The organism is Vibrio sp. Vb1729, assembly GCF_033338655.1.
Taxonomy (GTDB): domain Bacteria; phylum Pseudomonadota; class Gammaproteobacteria; order Enterobacterales; family Vibrionaceae; genus Vibrio; species Vibrio alginolyticus.
On the sequence record NZ_JAWOTB010000011.1, the window covers coordinates 79,468 to 100,495 of the forward strand.

Below are 21,028 nucleotides of genomic sequence, written 5' to 3' on the forward strand. Positions count from 1 at the left end.
ACTCACTTATCATCAATATGGTTATTTTTCTGGGCTATTGTAACGATCCCAGTAAGGTAAATCTGTGCCGAGCTTTTCGCTGATAAAATCGATAAAGGCTCTTACTTTCAACGGCATGTGCTTGCGCTCAGGGAACACCGCATAAATGGCGTGTTCTGGTAGAGAGTACTCTTCCATCACCGGTTTTAGATTTCCTGCGGCAAAGTCTCTTCCTGCAATAAATGTTGGCAGTTGCGCAATGCCCGAACCTCTTAACAGCAACTGGCGAATGGCTTCGCTGTTATTGACGATAAAGTTTCCTTTTGGAAGTACCTTGTATTCGCTGCCGTTGTTGATGAACATCCATTCGACGCCGCCACGGAAATAGGAGTAGCGCAGGCAGTTGTGACCGACTAAATCACTTGGTTTTTGTGGTGTTCCAAACTCCTCTAAGTAATCTGGTGAGGCACAAAGCACACTTTTACAAGGAGCGAGACGTTTTGCGATTAGATTGGAAGAGGTGAGTTCACCAATACGGATCCCCAAATCAAAACCATCTTTAACCAAATCGACCATTTTGTCTTCGAGGTTTAAATCCACTTCAATTTTCGGGTAACGAGCGAGAAACTCGCTGATCAAAGGCGCGATATGCAGCACACCGAAAGACATCGGCACGGTAATTTTGAGCCGACCTTGTGGAGAGCCTTGCAGCTCCGATACCGCGTCCACGCCTTGTTGGGCTAGGTTGAGCGCTTGAGAGGCGTACTCAAAATAGCGTTCTCCCGCTTCGGTCAGGCTCAGCTTACGCGTGGTTCGGTTAAGGAGACGAATGCCCAAATCGTCTTCTAGTTGGTTGATGCGTTTGCTGATCGCCGATTTCGTCAGATTCAGCTGTTTGGCCGCAAGGGAAAAGCTGCCGCATTCGACAACAGCAACAAAAACGGGCAGGGAGGCAATCGCGTTCACATCAATCTCCTATTATCGTGAAGCATTTATTGTTGAGCACAAGGATACAATTAATTTCCAATTATAGAGATTATCTTCAAGAAGAAAACAATCTAGACTATGCACCAATATTACGACCTTGATTTTGGGAAGAAGAAAATGAAGTACGATTGGATCCTGTTTGACGCTGACGAAACCTTATTCCACTTTGATGCTTTCAAAGGTTTGCAGCTTATGTTTTCTCGCAAAGGCGTAGATTTTACTGAACAAGATTTTGCTCATTACCAAACCGTAAACAAACCGCTTTGGGTGGATTACCAAGACGGCAAAGTAACGGCAGATGAGCTAAAACATAAGCGTTTTACCGAGTGGGCTGAGAAGTTGAATACCACAACAGCAGATCTCAACAGTGCATTTTTAGAAGCAATGGCCGATATTTGCAGCTTGTTGCCAGGTGCAAAAGAGCTGATGGAAGCGCTGCAAGGCAAAGCTAAAATGGGCATTATCACCAACGGTTTTACAGAGTTGCAAGCAATTCGCCTTGAGCGCACAGGGATGACTGAGTACTTCGATAAAGTGGTGATCTCTGAACAAGTGGGCGTAGCAAAACCGGACTTAGGTATTTTTGAATACGCGATGCAGCAAATGGGCAACCCATGCAAAACGCGCGTACTGATGGTGGGTGACAACCTGCATTCCGATATTCTGGGTGGTAATAATTTTGGTATTGAAACTTGCTGGTTAAATACCACAGGCGCAAGCGTCGATGAGCGTATCGCACCAAATTACACCGTTGAGTCTTTGAGTGAACTAAAGAACATTTTGGTGGCGTAACCGAATCGGGTATTATTCCGCAGTAACCCTCAGAAAAATCAAGGAATAATCATGTCAGACATCAAACAGCTAGACAGCAAAGTCGTTTACCAGAATAAGTGGATGACGGTGCGAGAGGACAAAATTTTACGTCCGAGCGGCGCAGAGGGCATCTATGGTGTGGTCGACAAACCTGATTGTGCTGCGATTCTGGCTATCGATAACGGGATGATTCACTTGGTTCAGCAGTACCGTTACACCATAGGTCAACGTTGTTGGGAGATCCCACAAGGGGCGTGGGAATCAAATCCAGATGCGGATCATCTTGAGCTTGCCATAGGCGAGCTGCGTGAAGAAACGGGCATGCAGGCGAGCGCCATGGCGTATGTCGGCGCGCAGTTTATCGCATACGGCTTTTTGAATCAGACATGTCACGTCTACTTCGCCAGTGACTTAACGGACGTGGGCAATCAACTCGACAGTGAAGAAGAGGATTTGATCACTCGTGCTTTTTCTGTTGAGGAGTTCGAACAGATGATGATCGACGGCACGATCAAAGATTGTGTCACCATCGCCGCTTATGGTTTGGCGAAGCTGAAGAAATTCATTTAGTTATCCATGATGATTTTTTAATGAAAACAGCGGCCTAGTGCCGCTGTTTTTAGTTTGGGTGAGCTCGTTGAGCCATCGCTTACTCGTCGATTTTCTTACCTAAGATTTCCACTTGCGCTTTTTTGGTCACCCCCGCGACTTGCAGCGCAGTGCTGCCAACCGATTCATAGTTCAACTCGATCTTGTCTAATTTCGCGCTATCTTTTGTTGGTAGGCTTAAGCTTCTTGATGACATGCCTTTAGTCAGAACACCTAAACTGTCGAACGTCTTTTCCTGACCATCTTTCATGATTACTTTAACGCTTTTCAGATCGACCGTACCTTGCGTACATTTGATTTTTATGTGGCTGAAACGAGTGTTAGCAAATGGTGACAGTGGATTGACTGTGTCGGTTTCCGATTTAAAACTGACGGTTTTATCTGCAATCTTGTCCCAATCGTTGTCTCCAGCAACCGATTGGAAAGAGGCTACAGTCGCTAAAAGACAGAGTGCGATGGTGTTGAACAGTTTCATAGCTTTTCCTTACCTTAGGTTTAGATATTCTGTTTAATCAGTTCGATGACGTGTGTGACTTCGTCTTGAGTTAAAGCCCCTTCTTTCACGAATAAAATTTCGCCTTGTTTATTTTGTACGATAATCGCAGAACTTTCTTGCTGCAGATCCCAAGTTGTTGCTAATACGCCATTTTTGTCTAACACCATGGAAGACCAAGAGAATGTCTTTTTGCTGTCCTCTGCCGACGATTTTACAAATGTACCGGTTCCCCAAATGGCGTCTTCTTGGTTGATCACGGTCGTGGTCTGATACTGATCTTCAGGAAAGTGAGCGGCAGTGATTGCTGACATCAGCGGCGCGTTCATCTCTTTAGCTTTACTACGACCTGCAATGGCTTGTATCACACGGACTTTGCCTAACATCTGCTGAGTTGCCCAAGGTTGATAAGCCACATCGTCTCCTTGCAGCGTCATTTCGCCATAGGTATCAATGCTGACGGATGGGGTAGTTTGACCGACAGAAAGGTTATGAGAGAAGGCGAGTGTCGGGGCGAGTGCGAGTAAGAGTGACAGAACAGATGGAGTTTTCATTGGGGGTTCCTGTAACTAAGTGAGGTTAGAGCGAATCAAAATAAGGGGCAAATACGATGCCCCTTATCGGATTTGGCGATTAGTTAGAAAGTACAACGCGCGCATTTAACGGTTGCAGCGGACGATTGTTTTGTCCCATGACTTCCATCAGTTTCGCGGCTTGATCTTTGGATAAGGTTTGAGTGTCTTTAAGCACAAACCAGCGCACACCTTCTGAACATGGCGGTGTGGTTAAAGAGCCGTTAAATCGATAGTAGTTTGCAGTTTTTGGCAGTAAGTCTTTAATCTCAAACGTATCTTTAAAGAAAGTGGTTTGATTCTCTTGTGGGATTGCGTTGATCAGTTTAGACAGTGCTGCGTTTTGATCGCCAGCATCAAACATCACCGAAATTACCGCCAACTCGCCATTTGCGTTGGCGTGCACAAAGTGCGCTTCAAGTGGATATTGGCGGCCTTTGATTTGGTTTTCTGAAGGTGTGTGGAAATGGAACTGTTGCAGCTCGAACGTCTCGCCATCGATGGTGAAGCTGTTACGTCCGTTCACTTGCGCTTGCAGCGTATGACCATTGTTGGTTAAACCAATGACCTGACCAGTGTACGAAAGGTTCAGTGCTTCCAGTTTTGCATCGGCTGGGTTGTCGATGTTGATTGGGCTTTGGTTTTTCGTGGTTGCGCAGTCTTTGGCGATTTCTCCCCAGTGTTCTGGCCCGTGTTTGTCATTGCCATAGTCCCATTCAGAAGCCTGAGCCGCGCTTAGAGTGAGAAGTGAGAGTGAAAAAGCAAGTAGTGTTTTGTTCATAATAATGTCTCTGTTCGGTCGCCTTGATAAGCGTTGTTACAAGGCAATGACCTAGAGGTCTGATCACTGCCTGACAAATTAGAAACGGTGGCAGAGCTGGGTACCAATTAGGAACGCATTTGAATGGGTAACGCCCGTCACCATCGGTGCAGGAACACCTTCATACGCGTACTCTTCTACGTTGACATCTTCACCAATCAAGTACGTCATGCCGATGTCAACCGTGGTATCTGATGACCATTGGTAAGAGGCCCCCGCAGATAACCAGTGACGGTTCGAATCTGGGATAGAAAGCGAAGTCAGCTCATCGACAGGTGTTTTGTCGAACATGTAACCCGTGCGTAGTGTCCAACGTTCATTGGCGTACCAAGTCGCACCGATGGAGTAGTGCGCGGAGTCTTGCCACTGAAAATCTTTTAGCAACTGATCATCAGCTTTCAAGCTGTCAAATGCTGACCAACCAATCCACTGCACAGAATAGTGCAGGGCAAATTTAGGTAAGACGCGGTGATAACCGGAAAACTCCGCAATATCCGGTAGCGGCATAGCAAGCGAGTCGTACGATTCGCCAGCAAAGTGGATGTCACCCTTGGCATCAATGTTAGGGCTGTGCTTGTAGCTTAAACCTAAGCGATGACGTTCGTTAAACTCGTACATCATGCCAATGTTCGCGCCAAGCCCAATGCCGCCAGCTTCCACATCAAGTGCGTTGCCTTTTACGGATCCACAGCGTTGTTCTAGTTCGTTTCCAAGTATGTTCCCACCAACGCAAACACCCACGTCCATATCGCGGTACAGCTCACCAGAGCCGTAAATCACATCAATACCACCACCGATACTAAAACGATCGTTCACCTTGTATGCCAAGCTTGCGCCAAGGTTGACACTCGCTACGCTGGTGACACCGCCAAAAACAGGTGCGCCATAGTTTGGTTTAAACTCCATGTCGGTTCCGAAGTTGGAGTATGCCGATAAGCCTAGATACCAGTCGTCGTTGATAGGGTGAATAAAGTAAAAATTGGGTACAACGGCTGGTTGACCAACGCCATCGACGTCATCAATGTCGGTCACGGTTTGAGAGAAGGACGGGGTAATGTCAGCTTGAGGGGACGGAGGAAAACCACCCATACCAACATTGACATCCGCATTAATGTTAGCTCGATGATATTGCGCATTTTTAACGGTAACGTCAGGTTTGACGTAAGTGACACCGAACGATAAGGCATTTTGTTTAAACAGCGTCATCGCTGCGGCGTTACGGCTGACTACAGACGCATTATCACCAATGACGGCATCACCAGCAAAAGCACGACCAAGACCCGTCGCCGAATGTTCGTTAATTTGAAAACCACCGGCATACGCCGTCGAGGAGGCTAACCCGATTAATAAATAAATCGGTGAAAGAGTTAATTGTCGCTGCATGTTTTTCTCATGAATTAATTAGAAGTTGTATTGCAACGAAAATCAGTAAAATAAACAAATCTGACCAGTGCATTTAAGAGTAAAACTAACAGTGTGCTGACAATAAGTAAATTTAACTTAATAAATATTTATTGTTGAATTTATTAATGCTTCATGGCGTGAATATAGTGGTTATTTTACGTGTAAATTAAATCCTGAACCTCTATTTTTATTTTTGCGGTATTACTTCTCTATTTTTATTGTACTGACTGTTCCCTAACAAATAGAGGGAAATCCAGCGATAAAGTGTCCGTGATGGAAACTCTGAGTCATTTGTATTTCCATTGCATCCCAACGTTGGTAGTTCGAATCAGCAAGAGAACTATCGTTTAAACCCACATGACACACTCCTCTCGGTCTTACCTGTGTTATGTGGGTATTTTTTATTTAACTTATCACTTAACTCCTCTTGAAATTCAATAATTAAAAATGGCCATAATGAAATTTAAATTGATGGAATGTTGAATAATTTTGGATTTTACTGGTTTGTTGGTATTTAAAAGTTTTGTTTATAATACTTATAACTTGAATTTCTATATTAAAAATGATCTTTGTTATATTTATTGAATGATAAAGTTTTGAAGTGACTATAATATCTCGGATTTTTCACGTTAGTGAAGTTATTCCTTCAGTATCTTGACGTTAATTTACCTATCTTTACGTCTCGTACCCTGTACGGCTAAGACAAATAGCAGTATAAAATCAAAACGATTATTTACTTCACTCCTGCTATGAAACTCAATAAAAAATGGCTCGTTTTGTGTGGCCTACTTGCTATTGGTGCTGGTGGTTATCATTATCTGCAACGTCCAGAACCCATTTCTCCTTACGCGACAGAAGTCGTTCGCAAAGGCAATATCGAAAAGGCGGTATTAGCCAACGGCATGTTGCAAGCGTCCAAATTGGTGAATGTAGGTGCGCAAGTATCTGGGCAAATTCAACGCCTCGCTGTGAACTTAGGGGATGGGATCAAACAGGGGGACTTGATTGCACAGATTGACAGCCTGACTCAGCAAAACAGCCTCAAAGAAGCCCAAGCGTCTCTTAATAGTCTCAACGCTCAGTACCAGGCTAAGCAAGCGCAAATTAAACAAGCAAACTATGAATACGTGCGCCAAAAAGGCATGTTGGCAGCGAAAGCGAGCTCACGAGCTGATTACGAGAATGCCGAAGCGACGCTCGCCATCTACAAAGCCGAGTTAGCGCAACTGGATGCCGAAATCGAGAAAGCCAAAATCAACGTCGACAATGCGCAGTTAGATCTCGGTTACACCACCATCAACGCACCGATGGATGGCACGGTGGTCTACACCGCGGTGGAAGAAGGACAAACCGTAAACGCCAATCAAACCACGCCAACTATTATCGAGTTAGCTAAGTTAGATACGATGACAGTGAAAGCCGAAATTTCGGAAGCCGATGTGATTTTTGTTCACCCCGGCCAAACGGCGCTGTTCACCATTTTAGGCAAACCGAATCAGCAGTTTAAAGGCACATTGCGCGCCATTGAGCCGGGGCCAACAATCATGGATGGCGATGACAGCGATTTGAGCATTTCAGATAGCGACGCCATTTACTACAACGCTGTATTTGATGTGAAGAACCCGCAAGGTATTTTGCGTATTGGCATGACTGCGCAAGTTTCGATTGTCCTTGAGCAATCGGAAAATACCTTGATTGTCCCTTCACAAGTGCTGCAAAAATCTGGCGGCAAAGGCAACTATACCGTGCCAGTGCTTGAACAGGGCCAAGTGGTGCAAAGGCCCGTGACAGTGGGTATCAACAACAAAGTGAACGCAGAAATTCTCTCAGGTTTGAAGGAGGGCGACCAAGTTGTTCTTGGCAATGCTATGGATGGAGAATCATCAAGCCGAGGTGATCGTCGTCGACCTCCAATGAGGTTCTAAGATGAGTGACGTGCTTTTAAAAGTTGAGGATTTAACTCGACGATTTGTCTCTGGCGACGAGTCGCTTACTGTGTTGAATCACATTAATTTAGAGATAAAACGCGGTGAAATGGTCGCGATCGTGGGTGCATCAGGCTCTGGTAAATCGACGCTGATGAATGTGCTCGGCTGCTTGGATAAACCGTCTAGCGGTCGATACTTCATTAATGGGCAAGATGTCTCGACGTTGGAATCCGACCAACTGGCGGAACTGCGCCGCGAGTATTTTGGCTTTATATTCCAGCGTTACCATCTGCTGGGGGATTTAACCGCGGTGGCAAACGTGGAAGTACCGGCGGTTTACGCGGGAGTTCCTCATCGTCAAAGAACGGATCGAGCGCAGTCACTATTGGCTCGATTGGGGCTGGAAGATCGTTTGACCCACAAGCCCAGCCAACTGAGTGGTGGCCAGCAACAGCGCGTGAGTGTTGCTCGTGCACTGATGAACGGTGGTGAGGTGATTCTCGCTGATGAGCCCACTGGCGCATTAGACAGTCACAGTGGGCAAGAGATGATGGCACTGCTTAAAGAGTTGCATCAACTTGGGCATACTATCATCTTAGTGACTCATGATATGAACGTGGCGAACTTTGCGGATCGCATCATTGAAATCAAAGATGGTGAAATCATTGCAGATACGCCAAATGCACAAGTTGTAATCAATGAGCAAGCAGCAAAGACACCGAGCGCGTCTTTTCATCGCCCAGCGCAAGCCGCCAGTAAGTGGTGGAAGTGGGACAGTTTTATTGACGCGTTAAAAATGGCGCTGCTGGCGATGTCTAGCCACAGGATGCGTACGTTTTTGACCATGCTCGGCATCATTATTGGTATAGCCTCGGTGGTTTCCGTGGTGGCACTAGGTAATGGTTCACAACAGCAAATTTTGTCGAATATTTCATCCATGGGAACAAACACCATTGATGTCAGGCCGGGCAAAGGGTTTGGTGACCGCCGCTCCGGACGAGTGAAAACGCTAACCGCCGACGATGCTAAATCGTTGGAGAGTCTACCTTTTGTTGACAGTGTCACGCCGTCTTTATCCAACAGCATAACCGTGCGTTACGCCAATCAGGATGCAACTGCGTCTGTGGAAGGCGTTGGGGAAGACTATTTCCGTGTGCGCGGTTATGGGATCGCCAAAGGTCAGTTTTGGGATGAAGAGAGCGTGAACTCACTCGCCCAAGAAGCAGTGATTGATGACAACACCAGAAAGGAAATGTTTGCGGATAGAAATCCGATTGGTGAAGTGATTTTTCTTGGTTCATTGCCAGTGCGTATTGTGGGTGTCACGCAGAAAAAAGAAGACGCGTTTGGCAACAGCGACGCGCTGAAAATTTGGGTGCCATACACCACTATGTCGGGACGCATGATGGGACAACGCTACCTCAACGGCATTACTGTACGGATTGATGAGAACGCCCCAAGTGCGGCGGTAGAGCAGAGCATCATCAACTTGTTAAAAATGCGCCACGGTACAGAAGATTTCTTCACGATTAACACTGACACCATTCGTCAGAGCATCGAGAAAACCACCGCAACCATGACGTTACTGATCTCAGCGATTGCGGTGATCTCCCTAATTGTCGGGGGAATTGGCGTAATGAACATCATGTTGGTGTCGGTGACAGAGCGCACGAAAGAGATCGGTGTGCGAATGGCTGTGGGTGCGCGGCAAGCGGATATTTTGCGTCAGTTTTTGATTGAAGCGGTACTAGTGTGTTTGTGTGGTGGCATTGCTGGTATTGGCTTGGCGTTTTTGATTGGTTTTGCATTCAGTACGTCTGGTAGCAGCTTCCAAATGATTTACTCAATGAACTCGATCATCTGGGCGTTTATTTGCTCAACGTTGATTGGCATCGCCTTCGGCTTTTTACCCGCTCGCAATGCCGCCAAACTCGATCCGATAGAAGCGCTAGCGAGAGACTAAAAATGAGTAACACAATGAAATTCAAAACTCGATTGGTCGCGGCTGCCTTAAGTGCAGTGTGGTTGTCAGGTTGTGGGTCGCTTATGCGTAGTGACTATCAAGCACCTGCGGTGCAAGTGCCTGCAAATTGGCAACAGATGCATGTTGCGGGTGATGTCAGTATGGATCCTTGGTGGTTGGCGTTTAACGACCCAACGTTTAATCAATACATTACTCAGGTGTTGGCTCAAAACAACGATTTGACGCTGGCAACGCTAACGCTAAAGAAAGCGCGTTTACAGCTGGGTTTAGCGCAAGATGACCTTTTCCCTACGTTGAGTTCTTCCACATCAGGACAAGTTCAAAAATCTCTTGATAGCGGGGAATCGGCAGATAGCTACAGCACTAACTTGTCCGTCAATTACGAGTTGGATTTGTGGGGAAAAATCTCTGCAGACGTTGACCAAGCCGAGTGGACGGCGATGGCAAGTCAACAAGATCGCGAGGCGACCGCACAAAGTTTGGTGGCAACGACGGCATCGTTATATTGGCAAATTGGCTATCTAAAACAGCGCTTAAACCTCAGTCAGCGTAATGTGGAAGACGCAGCTCAAACGCTACAATTGATTGAAAAACAGTACCAACTTGGCGCTGTGGATCAGTTAGATGTGCTTGAAGCCAAACGTACGTTGGCAAGCTTACAAGCGCAGCAAAGTGAGTTTGAACAGAGTTTACTTGAGGCAAACAACGCCTTTGCGATTTTGTTCAATCAACCGCCGAAGAGCATCAGTGCAAACATCCAAATGCTGCCTGAAGGCGATATGCCATCGTTGAGTGTTGGTGCTCCGTCTGATTTATTGATCCGCAGACCCGACATTAAAGCAGCGATTTATGAAGTCAAAGCCGCGCTAGCAAATAAAGACGCAGCAGATTTGGACTACTTGCCCAAGCTGACGCTCACTGGGGCTTTGGGTGGATCGTCACAAGCGCTCAAAGACCTGCTTTCCAACCCGATCGGCAGTTTAGGTGCAGATATGACGTTGCCGTTTTTGCAGTGGAATGAGATGAAAAATAGCCAAGCCATTGCCGATTTAGACTATCAATCGGCCATTGTGAGTTATCGCCAAGTGTTGTACGCCGCATTCCAAGATGTCGAAAATGCCTTGTCAGCACGCGAAAAATTGAAGTATCAGGCGGCGCGTTTACAAGAGCAATATGATGCCGCAAGTGCCGCTGAGTCCATTTATGCTGCGCGGTATCAGTATGGCTCGACATCGATCATGGACTATTTGAATGCCCAAGAAGACACCAGAAACGCGCAAGCTTCTTTGTTGGAGAACCGCTACAACCAGTTTCTCACTCAGGTTACGCTTTACCAGTCTTTAGGAGGAACCGACGTTGCGCCGTTGTAATTAGGGGTCAGCGCACACTAGCGAAGCGCCATGCAACAAAGCCTTTTTTGAAGGTATTACTGGTCCCATGAATGGGACCAGTACTAAAAGCTTAAGTTACTTGGCAAACTTCTTGAAAGGTGCATCAACCGGGGTGTCAGCTAGGTGATTGGTGTAGTTACTCATCACTTTTTGCGCTAGACCAAGAACAATTTCAAGCAGTTGCTGCTGTCCGTAACCTGCCGCAAAGAATTTCTCTATCTGAGACTCTTCCACTACACCACGTTGACGCACCATTTGAAGCGTTGTTTCTCGTAGTGTTTCAAGTTTTTCGTCTGCCAATGGTGTTTGGTTGACGAGAGCATCAACAATCTCCTGATCCACTTTCATTGACGCCGCGATCGCACTATGAGCAGGAACGCAGTAGTGACAACCATGTTCAACGTTGATGGTTTGCCATACGACGGTCAATTCTTCTGCGTTAAATGATGTTTGTTGAAAGAGCTCATGCACAACTTGATAACCCTCAAGCAAGGTTGGCGCTTCAGCCATAACAGCATGAAGATTTGGTAGCATGCCAAACGCTTTGACTGAATTTTCAATCAGATGCTTTGATCCTTCGGGTGCGTTTTCTGCGGTATACAGTTTAAATTCTGCCATGTTTAAATCTCCTGTAATTGGATATGAGCGAATTAGGCAAGAACAGGATAGTTGATTTTGAGCGGTCGCTCAATATAAAATTGAGCATATGTTCAAAATTGATAATTGCTCATGGCGAATACAAAGAAATTCCAACGTGATGAAGTGGTGAAAGCCGCCTCGGATCTATTCTGGAAGAAAGGTTTTCATGCAACATCTACACGTGATTTGCAAGATAGCGTTAATCTGCGTCCTGGAAGTATCTATGCGACGTTTGGGTCAAAAGAGGGGCTATATTGTGAAGCGCTAAAAATGTACGTTGCGAACTTACAAGCCCTGTTTGAGTTGCATTTAGCTCAGAACACAACGGTTCTAGATGCAATAGAAGCTTTCGCGATTGATGTGGTTATCAATCAGCGAGACTCCAATCCCAGTGAAGTGTGCATGTTAGTCAAATCAGCAAGTGAATTTGCTGAGGATTTTAATGCGCTGCGCAATCAAACAAACAGCTTAGCAAACCAATTTGAATCTTTTCTTGCAAAGCTGTTTGAGCGAGCAATCGAGAATGGCGAAATTGAAGCCCAGGATACATTGCTTCTTGCTCAGTTGTTCCAGGTTCAGTTTACGGGTATACGAGCCTACTCATACCGCAGTGATGATGAAACCTTAAAGACGTTGATCTCTATTATGGTGAACAGCTTCCGCGGTAACGTACCAAAACAGAACGCTGAATGAGACTGCTCAAAGTCAACGTCTCTAAATCAACGGCTTGAAGTAAGCGAGCTCAAATAAACCCGTTATCGGGGGTCGATATCGATAAAAAATGACCACGAAGCATCGTGGTCATTTTTATGCAGATTAACTTGCAATGAACAACAACGGCTTATTAAAAGCGAAACTCTTCTAAGTTATTGCTGCTTTCTAACATTTTTTCAGCCACATAACGATGCGTTGCTGTGGTTGGGTGAGTCACATCCCAGAACACGAACTTATCTGCGCCAGATGCTGCACATTCAGAACGTAATGAGTGAGTGTACATGTAGTCAACAGAGGATGAACGGTTGATGTCTAAGCAAGGGTCGCTTGCATTTACGAAACCGTGTTCTTCTGGTGCCGAGGTTAACTTCTCAAACAGTGCGTGTGTATCAAACAATGCGATGTTGTAGCCTTGGGCTTTGTAGTACATCGCTTGTGCTTTGATGAACTCGTTCATTTTCAATACTTTCGCACGAATCGTTTCAATTTCTTCCTGTGTTGAGTATTTGAACTGTGGTGCTTTGGTTGCATCTGGCAGTGTCATCAACATGAAGTTCTTCGCGCCAGCGTCTGTTAAACGAATCAGAGCTTCAGCGTAATCCGCTTTTACTTCCGGCACGCTACGGTTGTAGTTCATGAAATCATTTAAACCAAACTCTAACGTAAACAATGTGTTAGCAGGGTTGTAGTTCTTCGCCAGCTTTGTGTAGGTTAAGTAAGAAGAAACTTGTTCGCCGACACCAGTTAGCGCGATGTATTGGTTTTCACCTGCTGCGCCACCAACTGCCCAGTTGTATAGCGGTAAGTTTTTGGCTTTAGCAACGTATTCCGTCCAAACAAAACCGTTTGAGAAGTGACCCAAGAACCAGCTATTCGGGTTAGGAAAGCGCCATTGGGACGCGTTAAAGATGTTGCCTGTATCAGACAAGCTATCGCCTAAAGCCACTACTTTGTTTATCTGATCTGGTTGCATTGCAGCATCATTGCTCCAGATCGTGTGGTTATAAGAATAACGATTGTCGGCAGCAAAAAATGTAATGTCTGCGTTCTCGTTCGCTAGATCTAGTGTTTCTTCACAACGCTGACGAATTACGTTTTGTGAGGTATTGGTGTAGAACATGTTTTTAAATGAAACAGAGCTCCACCAATAACCATCGATAGTGAAGTCACTACCATCTTGGTTTTTTGCCCATTTCCAATCGGTAGCCGCATCGTCCTTAGAGTGGCTCGTACGATACCAGCATCGAACGTACGTATAAGTTTGATTTTCTTGCGCGCTAACCACTTCAGCCGCAGAAACCATTGCTGGTGATAAAGTTGGCTCCTCTGCAATGGCGGAGGCAAGCGGAAGTAATGCAGTTAATAGTGTGATTGTTTTTTTCATCATTCACTCTTCTTGTAATGGTTATTGTTCCGAATGCGTGAATACGCTCGGCTATAACAGTATTTAGATGAGAATTTTTCTCACTAAACCTTCTAATTCTGAGTAAATGCTCAAGACAGTCAACAACTAAATATTCAATATTTCAGTTTTGGCACCACGGTCAAAAAATCCATTCAGCATAGCAATCGATTAAATGGGTGATATTTAGAATAATTACTCACTAACATTAATTTAACATTCACTTTTTGTTAATTAAGTAATTGCTTTATAAGGTTTTGTTTATGATTTTTAATGTTAACTTAAAGTGTTTGTTGAATGATCTTTTGTACAAATTTGTATATTCATGAAACAAATTGTTTGGCATTTTTGCTCTGTAAACTATAGCTGAAGCTCTCATGCAAACATCATGATGATGACTTTTCATGAGAATATAGTGAATAAAAATTAGCTCAAATAAGGAATAGGGCAAATGCACTACACAACAAGTAAAAAACAAGGCTTATTTTCGTTGTCTGCCGTAGCAATAGCACTGACCACTTCGATGTCAGCGTTTGCGGCTCCACCAATGGGATTTGATGAATCTAAGTTACCGACGAAGTACATCGTCAAATTCAAAGAAGATGCGGTCAGCCGTTCTTCAATGGGTGGTAACTCATTCTGGGGGCCACGAATCGCGCAGGAGTCTGTTCTAGAACAGGTGAAGGCACGTAAGGTGGAAAAACTGGGTAATCGCGCCATTTACAGCGTTGAATTGGATGGCGATGACTTAGAGCCGCTTCGCAACCGTAGTGATGTGGAATACGTGGAAGTCGATCCACCTCGCTATTTGCTCAGCGAAACGACCCCATGGGGATATGAAGCGGTTAATGCTCAACTGCTAGCTGACTTCAATGCGGGTAATCGCACTGTATGTATTATCGATTCAGGGTACGACATTTCGCACAACGACCTAAGCGGTAACCGCGTTGCTGGTACTAACGATAGTGGTACGGGATCATGGAGTGATCCGGGTAACAACAATGCCCACGGTACTCACGTCGCGGGTACGATTGCTGCGATTGCCAACACCGAAGGTGTAAAGGGTGTGATGCCAAACCAGAATGTGAATTTGCACATCGTGAAAGTATTTAACGAATCGGGTTGGGGTTACTCATCTGGGCTTGTTAAAGCAATCCAGACCTGTGCCGATAATGGTGCTAACGTTGTGAACATGAGCCTTGGTGGTAGTCAATCAAGCCGAACTGAGCAAAATGCACTGCAAAATATTTACGATCAAGGCGTTCTATTGATCGCCGCTGCGGGTAATGATGGCAATACAGCGCACAGCTATCCAGCTTCTTATGACTCAGTGATGTCTGTTGCGGCCGTTGATAATCAAAATGATCATGCAGCGTTCTCACAATCTACTAGTCAAGTTGAGATCTCAGGCCCGGGTGTGGCGATCTTATCAACGGTTACGGTAGGTGAAGGTAAACTTTCTGATATTACCTTGAATGGTGTCAGTCAGTTTGATCGTGGGATTGTTCCTCACAATCGTTTGATCAATAACGGTTCTTCGTATGTTCCGGATCCAATCGCGGGTTCAGTAACGGCAACGCTAGATAGCTGTGATGTATCTGGCGGTAACTTTAACTGTGGTGATATGTCGGGCAAAATTTGTTTGACTGAGCGTATTGGCAACCAGTCTTCAGGAAACTACCCTGAAGTGGATGCGGTTCAGGCTTGTTACAATGCGGGTGCGCGAGCTGCAATCGTATACAGCAACTCTGAACTACCTGGTTTACAAAACCCATTCTTGGTAGACACAAACAACGCTTATCGTATGGTTTCGGTAACGGTTGATCGTGCATTTGGTCAAGAGCTGTTGGGGTATGTTGGTCAGGAAATTACTGTTGCAACAACCTCTGGTGAAGATTACGAATACTACAATGGTACATCAATGGCGACACCGCACGTAACGGGCGTAGCTGGCTTGGTGTGGAGTTACCACCCAACCTGTACAGCAGCGCAAGTGCGTAATGCCCTAGTGAAAACTGCAACAGATATTGATGTTGCTGGTCGAGACAACCGTACTGGCCACGGCCTAGTTAATGCTGAAGCGGCGAAGCTGTTCTTGGACGCTGGCTGTAATGGACCTGATGGTGGTAGCTCTTCGGATTCTAGCTTCTCAAATACCAGCCCTGTCGCGATTCCAGATAATAAATCTTCTGGCGCAATCAGTGCAGTAGAAGTCGATCGCTCTGGTGATTCAGGCACAGTAAGTATTGACGTTGATATTAGCCACACTTACATCGGTGATCTACGAGTGACTTTAACGTCACCGACTGGTGGAGAAGTTGTACTTCACAATAATACCGGCGGCAGCGCTAACGATATAAAAAATACGTTCCAAGCGGATTTTTCTGGTTTTGAATCGCAAGGTACATGGGAACTAAAAGCGGTGGACAGTGCCAGAAGAGACACAGGCACCATCAACAGTTGGACTCTGACCTTTCAATAAGGAGTGGCTATGAAGAAGTTGACCTTACTTTCTTTGTCTGCGGTAGGCGCTACCGCACTATTGGCAATCGGACTGAGCTCAAGCAGCTTGGCAAACAATCAAGGATTTCCTCTCGTGGATGAACGCCAAGATCAAGCCGAGCAGCAACCTGCACGTTACTTTGTTAAGTATCATGAAGGAAAAGAGAGCGAAGTGAGAGCGCTTCTTCGTCAGCACAACATTGAAGTGGTCGATGCTCTGGTGAAACAACATGTGTTGATTGTGGTGGGTGAACAGGCGGAAGTCGATAAGCTCGCGGATCACGATGCGGTCGAATACACCGAGCAAGAGCCGACAAGAAAGCTGCTATCTAACGGAAGTACGTTTCAATAAACCAAACCTCCTTAAGATAGTGCCAAAAAGAAAAACGCCCCTCACGTGAGGGGCGTTTGTTTTCTTTCATGCTCCGGTTGTTCTAAAGTCAGTCGCTTGCTATGACTAGAGACTCTTTAGGATTGATGCCTATGAGCCTATTCCCGCATCAATCAAGTCAGTTATCAGCTAGTCATATTCAGACTAACTACTTAACGAACAATCAGACCCAGTAGGATACCAACAGCGCCGAAGTCTGCGTCACTAAAGGTCGTGTTAGCAAAGCCTAGGTCACCAAGTACTGGCATTAGGAATACTGGTAGGAAGGTAATCAATAGACCTTGTGCAAAAGCACCCAAGATTGCACCGCGACGACCACCTGTAGCGTTACCAAATACACCTGCCGCTGCGCCTACAAAGAAGTGTGGAACGACACCAGGGATAATCACAGTGAGACCCATCACGTAAAGTAGGAACATGCCCAAAAGACCCGCCGCAAAGCTCGATAGGAAGCCCACCAATACTGCGTTTGGTGCGTATGGGAATACAACCGGACAATCAAGCGCAGGTTTTGCGTTTGGTACTAGTTTGTCTGAGATACCTTTAAACGCTGGAACGATTTCTGCGATAACCATACGTACACCTTGAAGGATAACGTACACACCACCGGCGAATGTGATGGATTGCATCAATGCGAACATGAACCAGTGCTTACCACCACTGACTTCGCGTACAAAGTCACCGCCAGCGAAGATACACGTCACCATAAAGATGATGCCCATGGTGAACGAGATTGCCACTGGCGTATCACGTAGGAACAACAAGCTCTTAGGTACGTTCATCTCTTCAGTAGAGTGTTCTTTGTTACCGAACTTGCTGCCAATAAAGCCCGCTAGTACGTAAGAAAGGGTAGAGAAGTGACCAATCGCAACGTCGTCAGAGCCTGTTACTTGCTTCATGTACTTGTGAGCAATCGCAGGGAAGAACACCATCACAGAGCCCACAACCAGAGAGCCAAGCGCGATCAGTGGAACACCTTTCATGCCGCTAGAAGCAAGGATCGCCGCTACCATCATCGACATAAATAGTGTGTGGTGACCCGTTAGGAAGATGAATTTCCAAGGCGTGAAGCGAGCGATCAAGATGTTCACCAACATACCGAAGAACATGATCATCGCCATCTCTTTACCAAACGCTTCTTGCGCGATAGAGACGATAGCTTCGTTGTTTGGAACCACGCCAGTGATGCCAAATGCGTGTTGGAAAATCGTCGCAAAGTCACCCAGAGAAGTCACAACCAGACCCGCACCCGCGCCAAGCACGATGAAACCAAGAATGGTTTTTACCGTACCTTTAATACATTCAGTGACCGGTTTTTTCTGGGCAATTAAGCCGATTAGGGCGATGAGACCCACCAGAACCGCCGGCTCTGATAGAACATCGTTCATTAAGAAACTGAAAAATTCCATAACGCCACCTTATAGAGCGCCAAGCTCTTGAAGTGCCACAGATAGACGCTCTTTCATTGCCACTTTGTCGACCATGTTATCAAGCGCAACGATGCGTGGTTCAACGCCAAGTGCGTTCAACTGTTCAACGATGTCGTTAGTACCGATGAAGATGTCACAATCCGTACCTTTTGCAGAACCTAGATCGATATGATCCACTTCTGCGTTTACATTCAATTCTTTCACGATGCCTTTGATGCTCATTTCCATCATTAGGCTAGTACCAAGACCGTGACCGCAAACAACCATAATTTTCATAATTCAGACCTTTTCTTTTTATAGGGGTGTATGCCCATTTTTTAAGGGCACATCAGGAGTTAGTATTTTTCGATGATCGCGAGAACATCTTGTGTGTTTTGAGCGGTGCAGATGGCTTCTACATGCTCTTCATTCATAAACAACTCAGCCAGTTTAGAAATCGCATCCACGTGCGAGTTACTGTCTGTCGCGGCTAGCGTAACCAGCATTTTTACTGGATCGTTACCTTCAGAATCGAAGTTCACGCCGTTTTGAATCACCGTGATGGCAAGAGACAAACGGTTAACGCCATCTTCAGGGCGAGCGTGTGGCATCGCCATACCAGGACCTACCACGTAGTAAGGACCGAGCTCTTCGTGTGAGCGGTAAATAGCGTCCACGTAGCTTGGCTCAATCGCGCCATTTTCAATCAGTGCTTCACAGGATTTGCTCACCGCATCTTTCCAGTCAGTAGCATCAGAATGGATGCGAATCACATCAGAGGTAATCAGTTCACGTAGCATTGGATCTTTCCGGTTTGTTGTTTTGTTGATGGGTACTTTATCGATCAATTTGTCAGAAAAACCTGAGAATGATCACAAATGGTAGCGCTATCTGATAGCGCTATCATAAATTGTGATAGCGCTACCATTTTTATCAGTCATCCGAGTTTCATATGCTTGTGATCGACTTCTAATGCGCTAATATCAAAACCAATAAAACGCTGTGGTAAGATGTCGCGGCAGAAAATAGAGAACACTAAATAAGAACAATGAGCGAACCTCGCAAACGAAGAAGTACTGGCAATGTCACCTTGGCGGACGTCGCTAAAAAAGCCGGCGTAGGCACCATGACGGTGTCGCGAGCATTACGAACGCCTGAGCTAGTGTCTGACAAGCTGAGAGAAAAGATTCAACAAGTGGTTGATGAGCTCGGCTATATCCCGAATAAAGCGGCAGGGGCTTTGGCGTCTGCTGAAAGTTACTCCATCGCTCTTATCATTCCTTCCCTGTTTGAAAAAGCGTGCGCGCTTTTCTTACCGAGCTTTCAACAAGCGTTGAACAAAGCAGGTTATCAGTTGCTGCTTGGCTACAGCGACTACTCGGTAGAGCAAGAAGAGAAACTGCTTTCGACATTTCTTGAGAGCCGCCCAGCCGGAGTGGTGCTGTTTGGTAATGAACACAGCCAACGTACTAATCAGCTTTTGGAAGCCTCGAACACGCCGGTATTGGAAATTGCTGAGTTAAGTTCGAAAGCCAGTTACCTCAATATCGGTGTTGACCATTTTGAGGTGGGTAAAGCCTGTACCAAGCATGTGATTGAGCAAGGCTTCAAGAACGTGGGCTTCATTGGTGCGCGTGGGGATCACTCCACTTTGCAACGTAAGCTACACGGCTGGCAAAGCGCGATGATTGAGAACTACCTTGCGCCGGATCATTTCTTAACTACCCACGAAGCGCCATCTTCACAATTAGGTGCGGAAGGGTTGGCAAAGTTATTGCTGCGCGATTCAAGTTTGAATGCTCTGGTATGTAGCCATGAAGAAATTGCGATTGGCGCGTTGTTTGAGTGTCATCGCCGCGTGCTGAAAGTCCCGACCGATATTGCGATTATCTGTTTGGAAGGCTCTTCCATGGGTGAGCACGCCTACCCAAGTTTGACCTGTGCGGAATTCGATTACGAACGTATGGGGACGAAAGCCGCAGACAAGTTACTGCAAGCCATTAAAGGTGAGCCTGTAGAGCACGCAACGGACATGGGCTTTAAGCTTAAACGCCGAGCGAGTACTGCGATCAACTAATTTGATTTGGTTAGCGACAAAACGCGATACAAAAAACCTCTCAATGCTGAGAGGTTTTTTATGCGTGAGAATAATGATTCTCTACTAAGGACGCTCACCTGCCGCTAGGCGACGTTCGATATCTGCAACCACTTCTGGGAAGTCAGCAATGGTGTCGATGAGGTAGTGCGGCGAGCTCTTGATCAATTTTGCACGCGCTTTTTCACGAGCGGCATCAAGCGTTGCTTCGTCCGCGGCTTGGTATTCTTCAAACGTTAGACCTGCTTCGTTACCAGAAAGCAACAAACCAACGGTCCACATACCTGCGTTGTGACCTTCATCGATGCCCGGTGCGGCGTCATCCACTTTGATACACGCATTAACGTCCGTTACATTCAGCTCAATCACGTTTTTCAGTGCCATAAATGGTGCTGGGCGACCACCTTGCGGCAGGTCATCCGTTGCTACTACGTAATCCGGTTTATAGCCGTAATCCGCTGCCACTGGAATCAGTACGTCCATCACTTCGCGAGGGTAACCAGAACAAGAACCGATCTTGATGCCTTTGTCTTTCAGACCGTTCACAACTTCAATCGCATTAAGGATTGGGTCTGCATGGTCTGCCACTTTTGCTTTTTGCAGAGGCATAAATGCTGCGTAGATAGCGTCGATGTCTTCGCTGGTCATTGAGCGACCAAACTTCTCATTCCAACGCTTATCAACTGCAGGGATGCGACCCACTGCTTGGATGTGATCCCACTTACCAAGTCCCATTGGTTCACGCGCTTCTTCTAGGTCTATTTCAAAGTCAAAGCCTTGTTTGAACGCTTCCACAAAGATACTGGTTGGCGCAAAAGAGCCGAAATCGACGATAGTGCCAGCCCAGTCAAAGATCACTGCTTGAATTGGTGAGTTGCTCATGTTCAATCCTTTTT

At 46.0% G+C, this 21,028-nt stretch carries 20 protein-coding genes; 9 read left to right on the forward strand and 11 right to left on the reverse strand.

The window, feature by feature from the left end:
* Window positions 1-21 precede the first annotated feature (21 nt).
* On the reverse strand, window positions 22-945 hold the full coding sequence (locus R7E29_RS05205) for a LysR family transcriptional regulator (protein ID WP_005374110.1): 924 nt from the start codon (window positions 943-945) through the stop codon (window positions 22-24).
* Between the two features lie 138 nt (window positions 946-1,083).
* On the opposite strand from R7E29_RS05205, the gene yjjG reads away from it, so the two are divergent.
* Complete coding sequence (gene yjjG, locus R7E29_RS05210; RefSeq protein ID WP_005374109.1) at window positions 1,084-1,758, forward strand: pyrimidine 5'-nucleotidase; 675 nt, start codon at window positions 1,084-1,086, stop codon at window positions 1,756-1,758.
* Window positions 1,759-1,809: 51 nt separating this feature from the next.
* Window positions 1,810-2,349: an NUDIX domain-containing protein gene (locus R7E29_RS05215; protein ID WP_213906712.1), complete on the forward strand. Its 540-nt coding sequence runs from the start codon at window positions 1,810-1,812 to the stop codon at window positions 2,347-2,349.
* Between the two features lie 79 nt (window positions 2,350-2,428).
* Here the strand turns inward: R7E29_RS05215 and R7E29_RS05220 are convergent, their stop codons facing one another.
* From R7E29_RS05220 to R7E29_RS05235, 4 genes are all read right to left on the reverse strand, one after another.
* Window positions 2,429-2,863 (reverse strand): hypothetical protein, encoded by a 435-nt coding sequence (locus R7E29_RS05220; RefSeq protein WP_033906267.1) that lies wholly within the window; start codon window positions 2,861-2,863, stop codon window positions 2,429-2,431.
* Window positions 2,864-2,883: 20 nt separating this feature from the next.
* A complete protein-coding gene (locus tag R7E29_RS05225; RefSeq protein WP_005374105.1) occupies window positions 2,884-3,435 on the reverse strand; it encodes a YtfJ family protein in 552 nt (183 codons plus the stop codon).
* A gap of 79 nt (window positions 3,436-3,514) precedes the next feature.
* Window positions 3,515-4,234 (reverse strand): carbonic anhydrase, encoded by a 720-nt coding sequence (locus R7E29_RS05230; protein WP_033906269.1) that lies wholly within the window; start codon window positions 4,232-4,234, stop codon window positions 3,515-3,517.
* A 78-nt stretch (window positions 4,235-4,312) separates the two neighbouring features.
* Entirely contained in the window at window positions 4,313-5,656 is a 1,344-nt protein-coding gene (locus tag R7E29_RS05235) for an OmpP1/FadL family transporter (protein ID WP_050550082.1), read from the reverse strand.
* A gap of 770 nt (window positions 5,657-6,426) precedes the next feature.
* On the opposite strand from R7E29_RS05235, the gene R7E29_RS05240 reads away from it, so the two are divergent.
* The 3 genes from R7E29_RS05240 to R7E29_RS05250 are packed head-to-tail and all read left to right on the forward strand — an operon-like array spanning window position 6,427 to window position 10,959.
* Complete coding sequence (locus R7E29_RS05240) at window positions 6,427-7,602, forward strand: efflux RND transporter periplasmic adaptor subunit (protein WP_213906711.1); 1,176 nt, start codon at window positions 6,427-6,429, stop codon at window positions 7,600-7,602.
* Between the two features lies 1 nt (window position 7,603).
* Window positions 7,604-9,568, forward strand: coding sequence for a MacB family efflux pump subunit (locus R7E29_RS05245; RefSeq protein ID WP_213906710.1), 1,965 nt, complete (start codon window positions 7,604-7,606; stop codon window positions 9,566-9,568).
* A gap of 14 nt (window positions 9,569-9,582) precedes the next feature.
* Window positions 9,583-10,959, forward strand: coding sequence for an efflux transporter outer membrane subunit (locus R7E29_RS05250; protein ID WP_213906709.1), 1,377 nt, complete (start codon window positions 9,583-9,585; stop codon window positions 10,957-10,959).
* Window positions 10,960-11,055: 96 nt separating this feature from the next.
* Here R7E29_RS05250 and R7E29_RS05255 read toward each other — a convergent pair whose 3' ends face one another.
* Entirely contained in the window at window positions 11,056-11,598 is a 543-nt protein-coding gene (locus R7E29_RS05255; RefSeq protein ID WP_005374097.1) for a carboxymuconolactone decarboxylase family protein, read from the reverse strand.
* 111 nt (window positions 11,599-11,709) lie between these two features.
* Here R7E29_RS05255 and R7E29_RS05260 point away from each other — a divergent pair, with 111 nt between their 5' ends.
* Window positions 11,710-12,312 carry a TetR/AcrR family transcriptional regulator gene (locus R7E29_RS05260; protein WP_005384344.1) on the forward strand — a complete coding sequence of 201 codons (603 nt, stop codon included), beginning with the start codon at window positions 11,710-11,712 and terminating at the stop codon, window positions 12,310-12,312.
* Window positions 12,313-12,463: 151 nt separating this feature from the next.
* Here the strand turns inward: R7E29_RS05260 and R7E29_RS05265 are convergent, their stop codons facing one another.
* On the reverse strand, window positions 12,464-13,720 hold the full coding sequence (locus R7E29_RS05265; protein ID WP_017819748.1) for a type 2 secretion system lipase: 1,257 nt from the start codon (window positions 13,718-13,720) through the stop codon (window positions 12,464-12,466).
* 466 nt (window positions 13,721-14,186) lie between these two features.
* Between R7E29_RS05265 and R7E29_RS05270 the strand changes: the two genes are divergently transcribed.
* Window positions 14,187-16,217 (forward strand): S8 family serine peptidase, encoded by a 2,031-nt coding sequence (locus R7E29_RS05270; protein WP_171344275.1) that lies wholly within the window; start codon window positions 14,187-14,189, stop codon window positions 16,215-16,217.
* A gap of 9 nt (window positions 16,218-16,226) precedes the next feature.
* Entirely contained in the window at window positions 16,227-16,589 is a 363-nt protein-coding gene (locus R7E29_RS05275) for a hypothetical protein (protein WP_041054168.1), read from the forward strand.
* Between the two features lie 191 nt (window positions 16,590-16,780).
* Here R7E29_RS05275 and R7E29_RS05280 read toward each other — a convergent pair whose 3' ends face one another.
* Genes R7E29_RS05280 through R7E29_RS05290 form a run of 3 tightly spaced genes read right to left on the reverse strand, consistent with a single transcriptional unit; the run spans window position 16,781 to window position 18,837 of the window.
* On the reverse strand, window positions 16,781-18,037 hold the full coding sequence (locus R7E29_RS05280; protein ID WP_005384349.1) for a PTS ascorbate transporter subunit IIC: 1,257 nt from the start codon (window positions 18,035-18,037) through the stop codon (window positions 16,781-16,783).
* Between the two features lie 9 nt (window positions 18,038-18,046).
* Window positions 18,047-18,334, reverse strand: a complete 288-nt coding sequence (locus R7E29_RS05285) for a PTS sugar transporter subunit IIB (RefSeq protein WP_005374080.1) — start codon at window positions 18,332-18,334, stop codon at window positions 18,047-18,049.
* Window positions 18,335-18,393: 59 nt separating this feature from the next.
* The gene (locus tag R7E29_RS05290; protein ID WP_005384357.1) at window positions 18,394-18,837 is read right to left on the reverse strand and encodes a PTS sugar transporter subunit IIA; all 444 of its coding nucleotides are present in this window, start codon (window positions 18,835-18,837) and stop codon (window positions 18,394-18,396) included.
* A 248-nt stretch (window positions 18,838-19,085) separates the two neighbouring features.
* Between R7E29_RS05290 and R7E29_RS05295 the strand changes: the two genes are divergently transcribed.
* A complete protein-coding gene (locus R7E29_RS05295) occupies window positions 19,086-20,114 on the forward strand; it encodes a LacI family DNA-binding transcriptional regulator (protein ID WP_005442357.1) in 1,029 nt (342 codons plus the stop codon).
* An 84-nt stretch (window positions 20,115-20,198) separates the two neighbouring features.
* On the opposite strand, the gene phnX is transcribed toward R7E29_RS05295, so the two are convergent.
* Window positions 20,199-21,014: a phosphonoacetaldehyde hydrolase gene (gene phnX / locus R7E29_RS05300; RefSeq protein ID WP_213872746.1), complete on the reverse strand. Its 816-nt coding sequence runs from the start codon at window positions 21,012-21,014 to the stop codon at window positions 20,199-20,201.
* Window positions 21,015-21,028 lie beyond the last annotated feature (14 nt).